This window comes from Adlercreutzia sp. CNCM I-6215, from assembly GCF_977072315.1.
Genome location: NZ_CDRVMA010000015.1, coordinates 33,921 through 50,592, shown reverse-complemented (window position 1 = coordinate 50,592; position 16,672 = coordinate 33,921). Strand labels below are relative to the sequence as shown.

General features: G+C 63.3%; 15 protein-coding genes and 4 tRNA genes. 5 read left to right on the top strand and 14 right to left on the bottom strand.

Translation table 11 applies throughout. The features are described from left to right. Window positions 1–94: 94 nt before the first annotated feature. From nusG to ACW4LP_RS10945, 8 genes are all read right to left on the bottom strand, one after another. On the bottom strand, window positions 95–625 hold the full coding sequence (gene nusG / locus ACW4LP_RS10980; RefSeq protein WP_041714608.1) for a transcription termination/antitermination protein NusG: 531 nt from the start codon (window positions 623–625) through the stop codon (window positions 95–97). Window positions 626–628: 3 nt separating this feature from the next. Beyond that, window positions 629–1,030 carry a preprotein translocase subunit SecE gene (gene secE / locus ACW4LP_RS10975; RefSeq protein WP_173112406.1) on the bottom strand — a complete coding sequence of 134 codons (402 nt, stop codon included), beginning with the start codon at window positions 1,028–1,030 and terminating at the stop codon, window positions 629–631. A gap of 71 nt (window positions 1,031–1,101) precedes the next feature. Beyond that, window positions 1,102–1,178: transfer RNA gene (locus tag ACW4LP_RS10970), tRNA-Trp, on the bottom strand. A 23-nt stretch (window positions 1,179–1,201) separates the two neighbouring features. Next, a complete protein-coding gene (gene rpmG / locus ACW4LP_RS10965; RefSeq protein WP_022740305.1) occupies window positions 1,202–1,351 on the bottom strand; it encodes a 50S ribosomal protein L33 in 150 nt (49 codons plus the stop codon). Between the two features lie 115 nt (window positions 1,352–1,466). Beyond that, window positions 1,467–2,669, bottom strand: a complete 1,203-nt coding sequence (gene tuf, locus ACW4LP_RS10960; protein WP_114539934.1) for an elongation factor Tu — start codon at window positions 2,667–2,669, stop codon at window positions 1,467–1,469. Between the two features lie 80 nt (window positions 2,670–2,749). Next, window positions 2,750–2,826 (bottom strand) — tRNA-Met (locus ACW4LP_RS10955). A 3-nt stretch (window positions 2,827–2,829) separates the two neighbouring features. Beyond that, a tRNA-Thr gene (locus ACW4LP_RS10950) sits at window positions 2,830–2,905 on the bottom strand. Between the two features lie 5 nt (window positions 2,906–2,910). Further along, window positions 2,911–2,995 (bottom strand) — tRNA-Tyr (locus ACW4LP_RS10945). 433 nt (window positions 2,996–3,428) lie between these two features. Between ACW4LP_RS10945 and ACW4LP_RS10940 the strand changes: the two genes are divergently transcribed. Continuing rightward, window positions 3,429–4,598, top strand: a complete 1,170-nt coding sequence (locus ACW4LP_RS10940) for a coiled-coil domain-containing protein (protein WP_302384650.1) — start codon at window positions 3,429–3,431, stop codon at window positions 4,596–4,598. Between the two features lie 67 nt (window positions 4,599–4,665). On the opposite strand, the gene ACW4LP_RS10935 is transcribed toward ACW4LP_RS10940, so the two are convergent. Next, window positions 4,666–5,856, bottom strand: coding sequence for an FprA family A-type flavoprotein (locus ACW4LP_RS10935; protein ID WP_417177172.1), 1,191 nt, complete (start codon window positions 5,854–5,856; stop codon window positions 4,666–4,668). Between the two features lie 108 nt (window positions 5,857–5,964). Next, entirely contained in the window at window positions 5,965–7,527 is a 1,563-nt protein-coding gene (gene putP, locus ACW4LP_RS10930) for a sodium/proline symporter PutP (protein WP_417177173.1), read from the bottom strand. A gap of 242 nt (window positions 7,528–7,769) precedes the next feature. On the opposite strand from putP, the gene ACW4LP_RS10925 reads away from it, so the two are divergent. The 4 genes from ACW4LP_RS10925 to asnB all read left to right on the top strand — a co-directional run bounded on the left by ACW4LP_RS10925 (window position 7,770) and on the right by asnB (window position 13,436). Next, window positions 7,770–9,059 (top strand): aminotransferase class I/II-fold pyridoxal phosphate-dependent enzyme, encoded by a 1,290-nt coding sequence (locus ACW4LP_RS10925; protein WP_417177174.1) that lies wholly within the window; start codon window positions 7,770–7,772, stop codon window positions 9,057–9,059. Window positions 9,060–9,333: 274 nt separating this feature from the next. Continuing rightward, complete coding sequence (locus ACW4LP_RS10920) at window positions 9,334–10,734, top strand: carboxylate--amine ligase (RefSeq protein WP_417177175.1); 1,401 nt, start codon at window positions 9,334–9,336, stop codon at window positions 10,732–10,734. Further along, window positions 10,731–11,462 carry a cysteate racemase gene (gene cuyB, locus ACW4LP_RS10915; protein ID WP_417177176.1) on the top strand — a complete coding sequence of 244 codons (732 nt, stop codon included), beginning with the start codon at window positions 10,731–10,733 and terminating at the stop codon, window positions 11,460–11,462. The genes ACW4LP_RS10920 and cuyB overlap by 4 nt, the downstream gene beginning before the upstream one ends. 93 nt (window positions 11,463–11,555) lie before the next feature. Beyond that, window positions 11,556–13,436 (top strand): asparagine synthase (glutamine-hydrolyzing), encoded by a 1,881-nt coding sequence (gene asnB / locus ACW4LP_RS10910; protein ID WP_455803809.1) that lies wholly within the window; start codon window positions 11,556–11,558, stop codon window positions 13,434–13,436. 39 nt (window positions 13,437–13,475) lie between these two features. Here the strand turns inward: asnB and ACW4LP_RS10905 are convergent, their stop codons facing one another. The 4 genes from ACW4LP_RS10905 to ACW4LP_RS10890 all read right to left on the bottom strand — a co-directional run bounded on the left by ACW4LP_RS10905 (window position 13,476) and on the right by ACW4LP_RS10890 (window position 16,583). Continuing rightward, window positions 13,476–14,435 carry a slipin family protein gene (locus ACW4LP_RS10905; protein ID WP_417177178.1) on the bottom strand — a complete coding sequence of 320 codons (960 nt, stop codon included), beginning with the start codon at window positions 14,433–14,435 and terminating at the stop codon, window positions 13,476–13,478. A gap of 22 nt (window positions 14,436–14,457) precedes the next feature. Continuing rightward, a complete protein-coding gene (locus tag ACW4LP_RS10900) occupies window positions 14,458–14,844 on the bottom strand; it encodes a GntR family transcriptional regulator (protein WP_157012244.1) in 387 nt (128 codons plus the stop codon). 68 nt (window positions 14,845–14,912) lie between these two features. Next, on the bottom strand, window positions 14,913–15,791 hold the full coding sequence (gene nrfD / locus ACW4LP_RS10895; protein ID WP_417177179.1) for an NrfD/PsrC family molybdoenzyme membrane anchor subunit: 879 nt from the start codon (window positions 15,789–15,791) through the stop codon (window positions 14,913–14,915). A 27-nt stretch (window positions 15,792–15,818) separates the two neighbouring features. Continuing rightward, window positions 15,819–16,583: a TorD/DmsD family molecular chaperone gene (locus ACW4LP_RS10890; protein WP_157012246.1), complete on the bottom strand. Its 765-nt coding sequence runs from the start codon at window positions 16,581–16,583 to the stop codon at window positions 15,819–15,821. Between the last annotated feature and the right edge of the window lie 89 nt (window positions 16,584–16,672).

The following is a 16,672-nucleotide window of genomic DNA, read 5'->3' as shown; positions in this document are numbered from 1 at the left end:
AATCGACGTTTACTTCTCTATCACTCAAAACTCGAAGGCCGCGAGAAGCCCCGGTCCACGCGGGCGCGACGATCGAGTCAAAGTGCTTGCAAAATTAGATCTTGGCCACCTGGTCGAAGGAAAGCTCGACGGGGGTCTCGCGGCCGAAGATGGAGACCATGACCTTGACCTTGCCCGCGTCGGGCATGACCTCGGAAATCGTGCCGTCGAACTCGGCGAGAGGACCGTGGGTCACCTTCACCGACTGGCCGACCTCGAGGTTCGTGGAGGTCTTCTTCGGAGCCTCGCGGCTCGTGCGCTTCATGATCTTGTTGTATTCGTCGCGGGTCAGCGCCTGGGGGTTGCCCTGGCTGCCCACGAAACCGGTGACGCCCGGCGTGTTGCGAACAGCGGCCCAGCTGCGGTCGTCCAGCTCCATGCGGACGAGCACGTAGCCCGGGAACACCTTCTTCTCGCTCTCCACGCGACGGCCGCCCTCCTTGATCTCGGTGACCATCTCCGTAGGGATCTCGATGCCGAAGACGTTGTTCTCGAGACCCATGGCCTCGATGCGCTGCTCGAGATTCGACTTCACCTTGTTCTCGTAGCCCGAGTAGGTGTGCAGCACGTACCATTTCTTAGCCATCGATTACGCCCCAATCCCAGAGATGAACACGAGCAGCGGCGTGATAATCACGTTATCCAGCAACGCCACGAAGATACCGAAAAACAGCAGGGCCACCACCACGACGCCGCTCCAGCGGAGCACATCGGTGCGGGTCGGCCACGTCACGCGCTTCATCTCGGACTTCACGTCGCGGAAGAACTGGAAGCGCTTCTTCTTCGGCTTGTCCTCCTTCTTGGAGGACTTCGCGGTATCGTTGGAAGACGCAGACTTGTCCTCGGAGCCCTTCTTGAACAGGCCGCCCTTCTTCTCCTCCGTCGCCTCGGCAACGGGGGTCGGGCTCTGCTCTTCCAGCTCGCGGTTGGCCTTGCGCTGCTGACGGGCGGCGGAGGCCTTGGCCTTCTGTGTCTTGGATTTCTTTGCCATGGAATTCCTTATGGAAAGTCTCTTGTCTAATCGCCAAAAAAGCAGCCTCTAGGCTGCTCACGAAAACAAGCTGGCAGGCCAGGAGGGACTCGAACCCCCAACATGCGGTTTTGGAGACCGCCGCTCTACCAATTGGAGCTACTGGCCTATGCCTGTTTCTTCCTTAACCTCTTATCGGGTCTCTTTGTGCACCGTGTGGGCGTTGCACCACTTGCAGTACTTCTTGAGCTCGATGCGGTCAGGATTGTTCTGCTTGTTCTTCTTGGTCGTGTAGTTGCGGCGCTTGCACTCGGTGCAGGCCAGAGTGACCAGAGTACGCATGAATTCTCCTTTTACCTATAAAGCGAAACGCAGGGTTGATCATACACATGAAGCGCAGGGGGCGGGGCCTGCCTCGCAAAAGACAGGCCCCGCGAAATCACTCAGTAAGAAGGACTTACTTGAAGATCTTGGTCACGCGACCGGAGCCCACGGTACGGCCACCCTCGCGGATAGCGAACTTCAGGCCCTCTTCCATGGCGATGGGGTGAATGAGCTCGCCCTTGATCGTCACGTTGTCGCCCGGCATAACCATCTCGGTGCCCTCGGGGAGGTGCGCCACACCGGTGATGTCGGTGGTACGGAAGTAGAACTGCGGACGATAGCCATCGAAGAACGGGGTGTGACGGCCGCCCTCTTCCTTGGTCAGGATGTAGACCTGGCCCTCGAACTCGGTGTGCGGAGTCACGGAACCGGGCTTGCAGAGAACCTGGCCACGGACGATCTCCTCGCGCTTGATGCCGCGCAGCAGGCAGCCAATGTTGTCGCCGGCCTGAGCCTCATCGAGCAGCTTGCGGAACATCTCGATGCCGGTGCAAACGGTGTTCTGGGTCTCGCGGATACCCACGATCTCCAGCGGGTCGTTCACATGGAGCACGCCGCGCTCCACACGGCCGGTGGCAACGGTGCCGCGGCCGGTGATGGTCATGGTGTCCTCGACGGCCATCAGGAACGGCTTGTCGACGTCGCGGTCGGGAGTCGGGATGTAGGAGTCCACAGCGTCCATGAGCTCCCAAACCTTCTCCTGCCACTCCTTGTCGCCCTCCAGGGCCTTCAGAGCGGAGCCGCGGATGATCGGGGTGTCGTCGCCCGGGAACTCGTAGCTGTCGAGCAGCTCGCGAACTTCCATCTCGACGAGCTCGATGAGCTCCTCGTCGTCGACCATGTCGCACTTGTTCAGGAAGACCACGATGTAGGGCACGCCCACCTGACGGGCGAGCAGGATGTGCTCGCGGGTCTGGGCCATGGGGCCGTCGGTAGCAGCGATAACCAGGATGGCGCCGTCCATCTGGGCCGCACCGGTGATCATGTTCTTCACGTAGTCGGCGTGACCGGGGCAGTCGACGTGAGCGTAGTGACGGGTATCGGTCTCGTACTCGATGTGAGCGATGGAGATGGTGATGCCGCGCTCGCGCTCCTCGGGGGCCTTGTCGATCATGTCGAAGGCAGTGAAGTCAGCGTGCGCCGTGCCGTGGGAGCCGTCGTTCTCGGACAGAGTCTTGGAGATGGCGGCCGTCAGCGTCGTCTTACCGTGGTCGACGTGACCGATGGTGCCGATGTTAACATGCGGCTTCGAGCGCTCGAACTTCTCCTTAGCCATGTTTCATCCTCCTTCAAGGGTGATTGCGAAACGAATTGCAACAAAATAAACGCGCCCAGAAAGGACGCGGTAAATCTAAATGGTAGCGGTGACTGGATTTGAACCAGTGACGCCACGGGTATGAACCGTGTGCTCTGACCAACTGAGCTACACCGCCAAGTGGAGCCTGCGACCGGACTTGAACCGGTGACCTCTTCGTTACCAACGAAGTGCTCTACCGACTGAGCTACACAGGCAGAAATGGTGGGCGCGCTAGGATTCGAACCTAGGTAGGCATAACCAACGGGTTTACAGCCCGTCCCCTTTAACCACTCGGGCACACGCCCATTTCGGCGCTTAATTCATGTGTACTTTTCAAGCTGCCACCCGTCTTTCGCGTTGTTCCGCGAAAAGCGAGCGAACGGAATAATACGCTACGGCAACAAGCGTGTCAACCATTTACACGCCCCCGGGCGTGTCTCCACGATTCCTCCCCAACCTCGAACGAGGAACCCGGCGACCGCCTTTTCTTCATACTATATAAAGAGACACTTGGACACCATATGTTGGATGAGAAAGCGCACCTCTCCCCCAAGGTATGGAAACCCTCCTTCACTCATGATTTTTTTCGGCCGCGAACGGCGCGAATTCCCGCGCGGATGGGCTGAGGTCGGCTTGTGAATCCCTTCTGTGGGGGTCGTGAAGAGGCGGCATCCGTGCTATGATACGAAGCTAGTTTGCCCCAACGCACCAGATGCTCAACCAGGAGGATACTTTTATATGAGTGAGCATACACGTCCCTTCAGCAGACGCGCCTTCGTCGGCACGGCGGCCGCTTTCGGCATCTCGCTGTGCCTGCCCCCGCTCATGCCCGCCAAGGCTCACGCCGTCACGGCCGCCGAGAAGCAGGCCGAGGCCAACGCGGCACTTGAGAAGCTCAACGCCATGCAGGAGAAGCTCGACCGCGCCGAGGTCTCCCTCTATGCGGCTGAAACCGAGCGCGACGATGCCCAGGCCCGCATGGACGAGGCTCAGGGTCGCATCGATTCCGCTTCCTCGCGCATCAGCGAGCTGCAGGACAAGCTCGGCAACCGCGCCCGCTCCATGTACCGTTCCGGCTCGTCTACGTTCCTCGATCTTCTTCTGGGAGCCACCACGTTCCAGGCCTTCGCCTCGAACTGGGATCTCCTGAACGATATGAACCAGAACGACGCCGACATGGTGGAGGAAACCAAGACCCTGCGCTCCGAGGTGGAATCCGAGAAGGCCGTCTACGAGGAGCAGCGCAACGTCGCCGCCCAGAAGGCCGAGGAGGCCGAGGCCGTCAAGAAGGAGGCCGAGAGCCTCGTCTCCCAGATGCAGGACACCTACAACTCCCTGTCCGAGGAAGCGGCCCAGCTGCTCGCCGAGGAAGAGGCCGCCCGCGAGGCTGCGGCTTTGGCTGCCGCCCAGGCGGCCGAGGAAGAGGCCCGTCGCCAGGCCGAGGAGGAAGAGCGCCGTCAGCAGAGCAATTCCGGCGGCAACTCCGGTGGAAACTCGGGCGGCGGCTCCGGCTCCGGCGGCAATTCCGGCGGCAGCTCGAGCGGCGGCTCCAGTTCCGGCGGTGGCTCGTCGAACAACTCGAAGCCCCAGACCGTCGGCGGCACGGCCGTCGACCGCGCTTACGGCGAGCTGGGCAAGCCCTATTCCTGGGGCGCCGTGGGACCGGATTCCTACGATTGCTCCGGTCTGGTGAGCTACTGCCTGCTCGGCCGTCACAGCCGCCTGGGCACCGCCGCCAGCTTCATGGGCTACACGCGCGTCTCCAACCCCAAGCCGGGCGACATCTGCTGCAACGACCACCATTGCGGCATCTACATCGGCGACGGCCAGATGATCCACGCGCCGCGCACCGGCGACGTCGTGAAGATCTCCGCCGTGCATTCCGGCATGATTTATACCCGCTATTAGAGCGTATCTGCCAGCTAGCGAAGGGGCTCCCGTTGGGAGCCCCTTTTTTCGCTCGCGTTCCTGCTCTTTAGGCCCTCTCGTGAAAGAGACTCACGTAGTCGACGATAGCGTCATGCAGGGCATTCAGACCCTCCTCGTCTTCCACCCATTGGTGGGTAAGCGGAGCTTCCGGCAGAATGAACTTGCAGCTCTCCAGGGCCTGGTACACATCATTGGGGCCCATGGGCGCCCAGCCGTAGCTGCCGAACGGGATGCCCACGCGCCCGGCCGGCGCCAAGCCCCGCATGTAGCAGAGAAACGACGCCACCGTGGGCATCATAGTCTTGTTGAGCGTCGGCGAGCCTACAGCGATGTAGCGCGCGTTCAGCACTTCGGCCATGATGTCGGAAATGTGGTTCACCTTCAAATCGAGCAGGCGCGCGGGGATGCCCATCTCGATGAAGGCCTCGGTGATCTCCGTGGCCATGGCCTCGGTGGTATGCCACATGGAGTCGTAGACCACAAGCGCATACTCCTCGGGAATGCCGCTGCTCCACTTCTCATACATCGCCAGAATCTCCGGCACATGGCTGCGCCAGATGATGCCGTGGGCCGGGGCGATCATATCGAAGGAAAGGCCGGAGAGCGCCCTTAGGGCCGCTTCCACATTCTTACCGTAGGGCATGACGATGTTGGCGTAGTACTTCTGGGCCTGGACGAGCACCTCGGGCAGGCCCACCTCGTCGTCGAAGCGCTTCGAGGAGGCATAGTGCTGGCCGAAGGCGTCGTTGGAGAACAGGATCTGGTCGTACTCGTCGTAGGTGACCATGGAATCGGGCCAGTGCACCATGGGCGTCTGTACGAAAGCGAGCGTGCGCTTTCCGATCTCGAGGGTGTCGCCGGTCTTCACGCCCACGAGGTTAAGACCGTCCCCGTAATGAGCGCGAAGTCCCTGGATGCCCTTGGGCGCACCGGTGACGATAGTGGCTTTCGGAGCGATTTCGGCCAGAGCCGGAAGGCCTCCGGAATGATCCATCTCCACATGGTTGGACACAATATAGTCGATGGAGGCCGGATCCACGATGGTGCCGATGCGTTCGATGAGCTCGCCGGTGAAGGGCTTCTTGCAGGTGTCGATGAGCGTGATCTTCTCGTCGAGGATGAGGTAGGCGTTGTAGGTGCTTCCGCGCTCGGTGGTGTAGCCGTGGAAGTTGCGCTCGTTCCAATCGATGCCGCCCACCCAGAACACGTCCGGCTTGATCTCGATGGCCTTCAACATATCGCTCTCCTTGTCTCACGGTTGACGTTCGCATCGTAGCCCGAAACAGCAACGGAGCACCCCGCTTCGGAGTGCTCCGTTGAGAAAACGTATCGTTGCCGCGCAGCGCTACACGTCAAGCTCCATGTAGGTGTCGAAGTCGTCGGTGACTTCCTTGCTCGGCTCCTTCGTGAGCTTGGAGACCACCACGATCACGAGCAGCGCCAGCAAAAAGCCGGGAAGCAGCTCGTAGACGGCGAACCAGCCGCCGAGCGGGGCAATGAGGTTCTTCCACACCACCACGGTGACGGCACCGGTCAGCATGCCGGCGATGGCGCCAGGCAGCGTGGTGCGGCGCCAGTACAGCGAGCACAGCATGAGCGGGCCGAACGACGCGCCGAAGCCGGCCCAGGCGTAGGATACGATGTCGAAGATGGAGGAGTTCTGGTCCATGGCCAGGAAGATGCCCAGAAGCAGGATGCAGGTGAGCGTGATGCGGGCCACGATCATGACCTGGTTGTCGGTGGCATCGCGCTTGATGAGGCCCTTGAAGATGTTGGTGGCCACAGCGGAGCCGGAGATGAGCAGGTAGCTGGAAGAGGAGCTCATAGCCGCCGCGAAGATACCCGAGACCACGAGCCCGCAGAAGAAGCTCGGCAGCAGCATCTTCGACAGCACGATGAACACAGACTCGGCCGCCGACTGGGTGAGGAACTCGGTCGGGATGACCGCGCGGCCGATAAGGCCGATGCACACCGCCGAGGACAGGGACACCACGAGCCAGATCATGGCGATGATACGCGACTTCTTGATCTCGTCGGAGTGGCGGATGGACATGAAGCGGATGAGCACCTGGGGCATGCCGAAGTAACCGAGGCCCCAGGCCAGGCCGCTCACGATGGTGATAATGCCGTAGGTGCCGGCCGGCCCGAACATGGGCTCGTTGCCCTCGATGAGCTGGTTGCCCGCCTCATCGAGCAGGGGCGTGGCGATCTCGGTGCCCGAGAGGAAGCCGGGGATGTTCTGCAGGAAGGCGACGGTGTTTTCCACGCCGCCGGCCGCTGTGACAGAGCCGATGAACACGGTGGCCAGCGCGAAGAACATGAGCATGCCCTGAATGAGGTCGGTGGTGCACACCGAGAGGTAGCCGCCCATGAAGGTATAGAGGAACACGATGATGGCGCCGATGACCATCATGACGCCGTAGTCCCAGCCAAACAGCGTGGCGAACAGCTTGCCCACGGTGACGAAGCAGGACGCGGTGTAGATGGTGAAGAACAGAAGGATGATGACCGCAGCGATGGTCATGAGGATGTGCTTCGTGTCATGGAAGCGATTGGAGAAGAAGTCGGGCACCGTGATGGCGTTGCCGGCCTTCTCGGAGTACTTGCGCAGGCGCTTGGCCACGAACTTCCAGTTCAGATAGGTGCCGATGGCCAGTCCGATGGCCGTCCACATGGCGTCCGACGCGCCGGTGAAGTAGGCCACGCCGGGCAGGCCCATGAGCAGCCAGCCGGACATGTCCGACGCCTCGGCCGACAGGGCCGTGAGCCACGGGCCCAGCCCGCGCCCGCCGAGGAAGTACTCCTCGCTCGACGAGTTCGAGCGCTTGGCGTACACGAAGCCGATGACCACTACTACGACGAAGTAGAGCAGCATGGCGAGTACGACTTGCATATCGCTTTCGATCATGTTTCCCCTTCCGCGAGAATCCTTGCAACACGTTTGGAACTCCCAGGGTCGGTTTCGGCAAGAGGCGCCAGCGGGCCAGCCCCCAACGCCGCCCTGCCGAAACCGACACCGTATGGCCAGCCATTCTTGCGAAGCGCCATATTCCGTGTCGTTTCATTGACCTTTGGGATTATACTTTACCGCGATGGAGTGACACTCCGTATCTTATGCAGACGAGCAGTTTTACGGCGAAAGGACGGAATATGCCGCGCTATGCAGAGATGTCCAAGGCGGAATTGGAGGCCGAGCTCGCCGAGGTGCGCGCCCGCTACGGCGAGATGGCGGCCCGGGGCCTCAAGCTGAACATGGCCCGCGGCAAGCCCTCGGCCGCACAGCTGGAGCTGTCCTTGCCTATGCTGGACGTGCTGGACTCCGAAGCCGACCTTGCCGCCGAGGACGGCACCGACTGCCGCAACTACGGCGTGCTCGACGGCATCCCCGAGGCGAAGCGGCTCATGGCGGCGCTTCTGGACGATGAGCCAGAGAACGTCATCGTGCTCGGCAATGCGAGCCTCACGGCCATGTACGACGCCATGGTGCGCTACCTGGTGTTCGGGGCCCTGGGAAGTACGCCCTGGGGGCGCTTGCCCGAGGTGAAATGGCTCTGCCCCGTCCCCGGCTACGACCGTCACTTCTTTATTTGCGAAGATCTCGGCATCGAGATGATTCCCGTCCCCCTTTGCGAGGACGGCCCCGATATGGAAGAAGTGGAGCGCCTCGTCGTCGCCGACGACGCCATCAAGGGCATCTGGTGCGTGCCGAAGTACTCGAACCCCTCCGGCATCACCTACTCCGATGAGACGGTGCGCCGCCTCGCCGCCATGGAGTGCGCCGCCGACGATTTCCGCATCTTCTGGGACAACGCCTACGCCGTGCACCATTTCTCCGGCGATCCGGCCGAGCAGGACATCGTGCTCGATATCGCCGAAGCCTGCCGCGAGGCGGGCAACCCCGATCGCTATCTGAAGTTCGGCTCCACGTCGAAGATCACCTTCCCCGGCGCGGGCGTGGCCGCTTTGGCCGCAAGCCCCGCCAACATAGCCGAGATCAAGCGGCACTTGGGCGTTCAGGCCATCGGCCACGACAAGCTCAATCAGTTGCGTCACGCCCGCTTCCTGGAAGAGGGCGCGCGCCTGCCCGAGCATATGGCCGCTCACGGCGCGCTCATGGGCCCGAAGTTCGAGCTCGTCGAAAAGAAACTGGCCGAGAAGCTTGCCGAGGCCGGCATCGCCACATGGACCAATCCGCGCGGCGGCTACTTCGTGAGCTTCGAGGGGCCCGCCGGCACGGCGCGCCGCATCGTGGAGCTGGCGAAGAATGCCGGCGTCACCATGACGGGTGCCGGCGCCACCTGGCCCTACGGCAACGACCCGGCCGATTCCAACATCCGCATCGCACCCTCGCTGCCGCCCTTGGAAGAGCTTGACGCCGCCATGGATGTCTTCACCTGCTGCGTGAAACTGGCCGCCCTGGAACAGCTCGCCGAGGGATAGTCCCCCGACATCTTCGGGGCGCGCCCGACGGGGATGCACCCCGTGCTCAAGCAATGGCTCGCTCGGCAGGACAGGACATTTAGTCCTGTCCTGTTCGCTGCGCAACCTGCGCGCGGGGCGCATCCCCGTCGGGCGCCCGCATGGCTTCCACTGTCGTAAGGAAAAGTTACGCCCTCCTTACGCTTTCGTCAGCATTTGCTATGGGAAGCGTAATGGAGGGCTTTCCTATCATTTCTCCTGAACGCAGACGAGCGAAGGTCAGGAGATGAGCCCTATGGAGAATATCGACGCCCCCGATGTATTGCCGGTGATCCTCGGCGGAGACATCGGCGCCTACAGCCTCGCCCGGGCCTTCCACGAGGCTTACGGCATCGTGCCCTTGGTGTTTTCCCAGGCCGACTGCCACATGTGCGGCGACTCATCCATCCTTGTGAACCGCATGGTGCCGCATTTGGAACGGCCGGCGGTGCTCCTCTCCACCTTGGCCAACACTGCCGAGTGCTTCAGCGACCGCCCGCTGCTTCTGCTCGGCTGCGGCGATTGGTACGTGCGGCTCATCGTTGAGAACCGCGCCGTGCTGGAGAAGCCCTTCATCATCCCCTACATTGGCGAAGATCTGCTGAACCGGCTCACCGAGAAGGATCGCTTCTACGAACTGTGCGCGAAAGTCGGCGTGCCCGCGCCGCGCACCGTGGTGTTCGATGCCCGCACGGGCGGCGACGACCCGGCCGCCCTCGCGCTTCCCTTCTCCTTCCCCGTGGTGGCCAAGCCCGCTTCCTCGGCCGCCTACCACTATGCCGACTTCCCCGGCAAGCAGAAGGTCTTCTTCTTGCGCGACGCGGCGGAGCTTCGGGCGACGCTTGCGGCCGTGCAGAGCAGCCGCTACGAGGGGAAGTTCCTCATCCAGGAGATGATCCCCGGCGACGACACGAGCATGCGCATCCTCACTACCTACTCCGACCAGAACGGAAAGGTGCGCTTCGCCTCTTTCGGACAGACGCTTTTGGAGGACATGCGACCTATGGGAGTGGGCAACCCGCTCGCCATCGTGAGCCGCACCGACGAGACGATCGTGGCCGAGGCCGCGCGCCTTCTGGAAGCTGTCGGCTACACCGGGTTCGCGAACTTCGACATCAAAGTGGATCCGCGCGACGGCAGCCATCGCTTCTTCGAGATAAACACGCGCCTGGGCCGCAGCAACTATTACGTGACCGCCGCCGGCGACAACGTGGCCCGCTGGCTCATGGACGACCTCGTGTTGGGCCGACCCCTGCCCGAAGGGCTCACGATAGCCCGGGGCGAGTCGCTCTACACCGTGGCGCCCAAGGCCATCCTGCTCGACTACATCCGCGACGACGCCCTGCGTCGGGAGGTGCGGGGGCTGTACGCGCTGGGCCGCGATGCCGACCCGCTGGACTACCCGGCCGAGAAGAGCCTGCGTCGGCGCCTGTATCCGCTCGTTTTCGCGTTCCGCCAATGGAAGACCTGCCGGGCCGCCATGGCAGATAAGCGGGCCCGGGAGAAAGCAGTGGAAGATTTGGAAGGTGCCGGGGCCATAGTCGATCGCCGTACGAAGGGGACTGTCTCCGGCAAAGACGACGAGTGCGTTGCCTGCGTCTCGCCGGAGCTCCCGTTGACAGACAGGCTGGCGGCCCGCGCGAAAGCAGCATCATGAGCGGGCGCTTGGTAGGCGTGCTCGGAGGCACCGGACCTGCGGCCACGGCCTACTTCCTGCAGCGGCTCGTCGAGCGCACCGAGGCCCGCTGCGACCAGGACCACGTGCGCACCCTTGCCTTCAACGACACGGCCATCCCCGATCGCACGGCATTTCTGCTGGGGCGAAGCGACCGCTCTCCCCTCGCGGCGCTTATCGAGGACGGTCAGCTTCTGGAAGCCTGCGGCTGCGATCTTCTGGCGCTGCCCTGCAACACGGCCCACGGCTTCTTCGACGAACTGCAGGGCGCCTTGGGCATCCCCGTCGTCCACATGGTGCGCGAGACTGCCGCCGCCGCATCCGCTGTGGGCTTGGCGCGCATCGGCGTGCTGGCCACAAGCGGCACCGTGGCCGCCGATCTGTACGGGCACGAGGCCGCACGACTCGGCGTGGACTGTCTTTACCCGGATAGCGCCACGCAAGCGCGGGCGAACCGCATCATCTTTGACGAAGTGAAGGCGGGGCGATTCGTAGAGCCAGCGGCTCTCGAGGCGCTGGCGGCCCCGCTGCGCGCAGCGGGCTGCGACGGCGTCGTGCTCGGCTGCACCGAGCTGTCCTTGGCTTTCAGCGGCGTGACGCGGGCGGCAGGACTTCCCGTGGTAGACGCCCTGGACGTACTAGCCGACTGCGTCATCATGCGTGCCGGGCGGCCGTCGAAAACCTCGAAAAACTTGTCACTTCGAAACTAGCCTTTTGACCTGCGGTTTCCTTCGATATCACCAGATCAGAAGCTTGGCAAGTTTTCCACGTTTTTCGGCACGAGCTTTCAGGAAGGATCCCTTATGTGCGGCTTTGTCGGCTTTATCGACGAGAACGACCAGACTTACGACCACCGCGCCACCATCGTCGCTATGGCCAATGCCATCGCCCATCGCGGGCCCGATTCGGAAGGGTATTTCAGCGACGGCCGCGCCGCCTTGGGCTTCCGGCGCCTGGCCATCATCGATCTGGCCGGTGCAAACCAGCCCCTCTATAACGAGAATCGCTCGCTCGTGCTCGTCTTCAACGGCGAAATCTACAACTACCGGGAACTACACCAGCAGCTGATCACCGCAGGTCACACCTTCTCCACCCAGGGCGATGCGGAAGTGATGCTCCACGGGTTCGAGCAGTGGGGCGAAGGGGTGCTCGACCGTTTGCGCGGCATGTTCGCGTTCGCTCTGTATCGCCCAGCCACAGGAGAGCTTTTCTGCGCGCGCGACGCCTTCGGCATCAAGCCCCTCTACTATGCCGTGGAAGGCGAGCGCATCCTGTTCGGCTCCGAGATCAAGGGGCTTATCGCGCATCCGCGCGCGCACCGGAGCCTGAACGAGCGGCGACTCGCCCATTGGCTGTGCATGGAGTACCTGCCCGACGAGGAGACCCTGTTCGAAGGCGTCCGCAAGTTGCCCGCCGGCCATTGGCTGCGATGGCGCGACGGCCGCGCCGAATGTGGCCGATGGTTCGCCCCGCGCTTTGTCCCCGATGCGAGCCGCAGTCTGGAGGAGAGCGCCGAGGCCATCGAGGCTACCTTGCGGGAGTCGGTGGCGGCCCATGCCATCGCCGACGTAGATGTGGGCTGTTTCCTCTCGGCCGGGGTGGATTCCAGCCTCGTGGCCCGGGAGGCCGCCCGCATCATGGAGGCGCGCACGTTCACCATCGGCTGGGGCGAGGGGCGCTTTTCGGAATTGGAGGCCGCTGCAACCTTCGCCCGGGCCACCGGGTTGCCGAACGAGGGGTGCATTCTCGGCGCCGAGCAGTTCTTCGCCTCGGTGCCCGCCGTGCAGTACGCCATGGACGAGCCTCTGCCGAACCCCTCGGCGGTGCCGCTGTACCACCTGTGCGCCATGGCCGCCGAGTCGGTGAAGGTGGTGCTGTCGGGCGAAGGGGCCGACGAGCTGTTCGGCGGCTATCCCTACTACCAGGAGTGCCTCGCCTTTGCGCCTTACATGGCCGTGCCCGCACCCGTGCGCCGGGCCGCGGGCGCCGCCGCGCGGCACCTGCCCGAGGGCACCCACGGGCGGCGCTTCCTTTTGCGCGGGGCCCATGGGCTACCCGAGCGCTATATCCGATTGGAGTACAATTTCACCTGGGCCGAAGCGCTGGGGCTCTTGGCGCCGGAGGTGGGCGCCCGATGCGCGGCGGCCCCGGCGCCCTGGAAGCTCACAGCGCCCCTGTTCGCGGAAATCGAAGGCAGCGGGAAAGCGTGTGGGGATGCGCCCGACGAGGTCACGGCCATGCAGACCGCCGACGTTCTCACCTGGCTTCAGCAGGACATCCTCCTGAAGGCGGACAAGATGTCCATGGCATCGTCGCTGGAGCTGCGCGTTCCCTTCCTCGACCGCGAGGTGTTCGCCCTGGCGAGCACGCTTCCCGCCGCCCAGCGCGTCGGCCGCCACGAGACGAAAATCGCCCTGCGCGCCGCCGCGGCCCGCATGCTGCCGCAAGCCACGGCCGCCATGCCCAAGCAGGGCTTCATCACCCCGCTCGCCCAGTGGCTGAGGGAAGAGCCGTGGAACGCCCAGGTCCGCGAGGTGCTGAACAGCGAGCGCGCCCGTCGCCTCTTCCACACCGAACGTTTGAATGCCCTGCTCGACGAGCACCAGCGCAGCGCTTGCTCCCACATGAAGAAGATCTGGTCAGCCTACTGCTTCCTCATCTGGCACGAGCAGTACTTCGAGTAGCAAGGGTTTCCGGGAGATGCCGGGTGCCTCGACCGCCCCCTATTTCCCGCTTTTCAAGCTGTCCAGCGCGCGGTCCAAGCCGGCGTCGGCGAAGCCCTCGGAGTAAGCGCTCGGGATGACCACCGTGCCGCCGGAGTTCTTCACCGACTCGTACAGCAGGTGCATGGTACGCAGCCGCACCGCCAACTCGTTCTCGTCGTACACATTGGCGGCGTCCACCAGCATCGAGGAGATGTCCTTCTCAACCTCGGCCAACACCATGCGGGCGTTCTTCTCGCGCTCGGCCTGGGCCTCGGCGGACATGGCCTCCTGCAGCTCCTGCGGGATAACGATGTCGCGAATCTCCACGGACATGACGGTGATGCCCCACACGCTCGTGCGCTCTTCGATGACCTCCTGCAGCTCCTGGTCGAGCTGGTTGCGGCGGATAGCCACCTCCGACACGCTCGCTCGTCCGATGGCATCGCGCAGGGCCGTCTGGGCCGCCAGCGACACGGAGTTGTAGTAGTTCTCCACCTCCAGGCACGCCTTCTTCGCGTCCCACACCATCCAGAACAGCACGGCGTCCACATTGATGGGCACAAGATCGCTCGTCAAGGTCTCCTCGGCGCCGAAGCCGGTGACCATGATGCGCTGATCGGCCTTGAGCGCCGTCTGTTCAATGAAGGGAATGGTGAAATACAACCCAGGCCCCGCCATGCGGTCGAACTTGCCGAAGCGGAAGATGACCACCTTCTCCCACTGCATGGCGATGTGCACGCACATGGTGGCAGCCCAGGCCACTACCAGCGCGCCCAAAAGCCACCAGACGTTGAATTCCCCCATCAGCGCGAACCCGCCCACGAACACGCAGGAGAACACCACCACAGCGATGAAGGCCGAGAAAATAAGCGGCCCGTTTTGGGAGGTGCGACGGTCGACGTTAGAATTGTATTTCTCGATGCCGGCGGCGCGACGGGTGCGGCCCTCGCGCTCGGTCTTCGCAGTGCGGTTTAGCATGGAACTCTCCCCTCTTCGAGGATCAGGACTTTTCGTCCTTCAAACGGTGGGCCACGTCCATCATGCGCAGGGTGACCTCGTCTATGGTCATTCCCAGGGCCAGACAGCGCCGGATGCAGCCCTCGATCTCGGTGTCGGCGATGGAACGCACGTCATCGGCCTTCCCGCCGATGTCGCGCACGAACACGCCCCGGCCGCGCACGGACTCGACGTAGCCGTCGCTTTCCAAATTGACGTACACCTTGCTCACGGTGTTGTAGTTGATGGCGGCCTCGGCGGCCAGGGTGCGCACGCTGGGCAGCTGGTCGCCCGGCTGGTAGTGGCCCGTCTTGATGAGATACACGAACCGGTTGCGCAGCTGCACCCAAACGGGGAGTCCGCTTGATTCGTCTATCTCGAACAGGGCCATAGGGCGCCTTCCGCCTTCCTGCTTGCGCGCGCAACGGGCGCGTCAGTTTCATGTCGGCTCGCATTGTATCACCCGAGCCAGTGACTTCCGGCCAGCACCAGGCAGAACCGTAGAATCAGTCCTCCGAAGAGGCAGAGCACCTCGGATGCGGCCACGGGCGCGACACGGCCCGTGAAGGGGCGCAGCGTTTCAGCGGCGAAGGGAACGATGATGCCGCCCAGCACGAACCCCGCGAAGAACCAGGGGGCTTGGCCATCGGGCGAAACAAGCTGCGCGAGGCCCGGACCGGCGAATGGGTTTATCGCGGCCAGGGCGAGAAAGACGACAAGCGCTAGAAACTCGAGTCCCAGGACCACCAGATGCGCCCGGTGCAAGCCGCCTATCCAGCCGGACAAAAGTGCCCAATCGCGCACAAAAGGCGCCGCGAGAAGCACTGCAGCCATTCCCGAAGAGAGCGACGAGAGCGCGAACAAAGCCGGGAGCGCCCCATTGCTCCAAAGGGGCACGGCTTCCATCCACGCCAGGTACAGGCCGGTATATACCATCAGCACCGTCGCCAGCACCGCACAAAGCGCTTCCAACCCCTTGCGCGCCCATGAGGGCGCAGGCCAGCCGAGAGCATGAACCGCTGCCAAGCAGCCTGAGGCGAGCAGTGCCGCCAACAGCACGAACGAGCCCACCGACAGCAGCGATGCCGTCGGGCGCAGGAACAACAGGAAGAAGCGGTGGGGGCTACCAAGATCAAGAAGCAGGCAGAATGCCGAAAGAGCCAGAAGCCCGAAACTAGCGAGGTAAAGCTTCCCCGCCAGATCCCAGAAGGCGCGGCTCTGCTGGAAGGTGCGCGTTTCCGTGCGATGGAACAGCAGCGACCATACAGCCGTCACGAACAGCGCGGCAGCCCCGCATCCGCCTAGAAACAGGTACAGCACCACGAACGTCCCCAACATACGCGCCTCCCCTCAAAGGCACCGACGCTACTTCCTCCGCTTGAACGCGCTGGCCTTTCCGTCGAAGCGAATGCCGAAACGCTCGGCATAACAGGCAATCAGGCCGAAAACGAACGCTCCGACACCACGGTAGTAATCGGTGCGCGCGTATTTCTCGACAGCATAGCGCCACGGAGCCAGCCAGGGAAGGACATGCTCGGTCAGGAACGCGTCCTGCTCGTCAGCGAGTGCAGCGCCCTGCTGCATATCGCCGGCCTCGACGGCCTCGCGCTCCTCGGCCATCAGGCGCGAGAGAAAGCCCAGCATGAGGCCTAGATGGTCATCAGGCTCGCGGTGCAGTCGCTCAATCTCAAGGCCATGGCGGCGATAGGCCTCGCGCACGGCGATGACGTTCTTACCGAACATATGGCTGTTGGGCTCCACGTAGAACGACTCTAAGCACGACGCCTCGGGCGTGCCCAGGCCGACAAACAGGCGCAGCCATTCGCGGCGCAATTCAGCCACGGCTTCGGCGAATGCGGGGCTTTCCACGAGACGCGCGGCCGCTTCGTCGGCGCTTGCCTCCTCGGGCACCTCGGATGCGTTCAGGGCGACTGCACACCACCCGTCAAGAAGATGCAGGCCCTGCCGCTCATCGTCGTTACCTTCGCCAAAGGGAGCGCTCGCGAACTGACGGCTTGCGACCTGCTCGGCCACCGGCGCGATCTCCGGCTCAAGGTACAGCAACTGCGAGGCGACAGCAAAGCAGACCTCGGCCGCAGCCAGCGTATCGGAATCAAAAGGAGTGTTCATGGGGCACCTCGGAAAAAAGAAAGGGCGGGGCACCGGGCAAATCGGGAGGGAGGGGGGTGAATCTGTCCGGTGCCCGCCTTAACGTGGGA

Bases quoted from the DNA above. Each gene is read 5' to 3' on its own strand.
- nusG (WP_041714608.1), bottom strand. From the start codon at position 625: ATGGCTAAGAAATGGTACGTGCTGCACACCTACTCGGGCTACGAGAAC.
- rpmG (WP_022740305.1), bottom strand. From the start codon at position 1,351: ATGCGTACTCTGGTCACTCTGGCCTGCACCGAGTGCAAGCGCCGCAAC.
- ACW4LP_RS10920 (WP_417177175.1), top strand. From the start codon at position 9,334: ATGGAGAATATCGACGCCCCCGATGTATTGCCGGTGATCCTCGGCGGA.
- secE (WP_173112406.1), bottom strand. From the start codon at position 1,030: ATGGCAAAGAAATCCAAGACACAGAAGGCCAAGGCCTCCGCCGCCCGT.
- cuyB (WP_417177176.1), top strand. From the start codon at position 10,731: ATGAGCGGGCGCTTGGTAGGCGTGCTCGGAGGCACCGGACCTGCGGCC.
- ACW4LP_RS10900 (WP_157012244.1), bottom strand. From the start codon at position 14,844: ATGGCCCTGTTCGAGATAGACGAATCAAGCGGACTCCCCGTTTGGGTG.
- tuf (WP_114539934.1), bottom strand. From the start codon at position 2,669: ATGGCTAAGGAGAAGTTCGAGCGCTCGAAGCCGCATGTTAACATCGGC.
- ACW4LP_RS10935 (WP_417177172.1), bottom strand. From the start codon at position 5,856: ATGTTGAAGGCCATCGAGATCAAGCCGGACGTGTTCTGGGTGGGCGGC.
- asnB (WP_455803809.1), top strand. From the start codon at position 11,556: ATGTGCGGCTTTGTCGGCTTTATCGACGAGAACGACCAGACTTACGAC.
- nrfD (WP_417177179.1), bottom strand. From the start codon at position 15,791: ATGTTGGGGACGTTCGTGGTGCTGTACCTGTTTCTAGGCGGATGCGGG.
- ACW4LP_RS10890 (WP_157012246.1), bottom strand. From the start codon at position 16,583: ATGAACACTCCTTTTGATTCCGATACGCTGGCTGCGGCCGAGGTCTGC.
- ACW4LP_RS10940 (WP_302384650.1), top strand. From the start codon at position 3,429: ATGAGTGAGCATACACGTCCCTTCAGCAGACGCGCCTTCGTCGGCACG.
- ACW4LP_RS10905 (WP_417177178.1), bottom strand. From the start codon at position 14,435: ATGCTAAACCGCACTGCGAAGACCGAGCGCGAGGGCCGCACCCGTCGC.
- ACW4LP_RS10925 (WP_417177174.1), top strand. From the start codon at position 7,770: ATGCCGCGCTATGCAGAGATGTCCAAGGCGGAATTGGAGGCCGAGCTC.
- putP (WP_417177173.1), bottom strand. From the start codon at position 7,527: ATGATCGAAAGCGATATGCAAGTCGTACTCGCCATGCTGCTCTACTTC.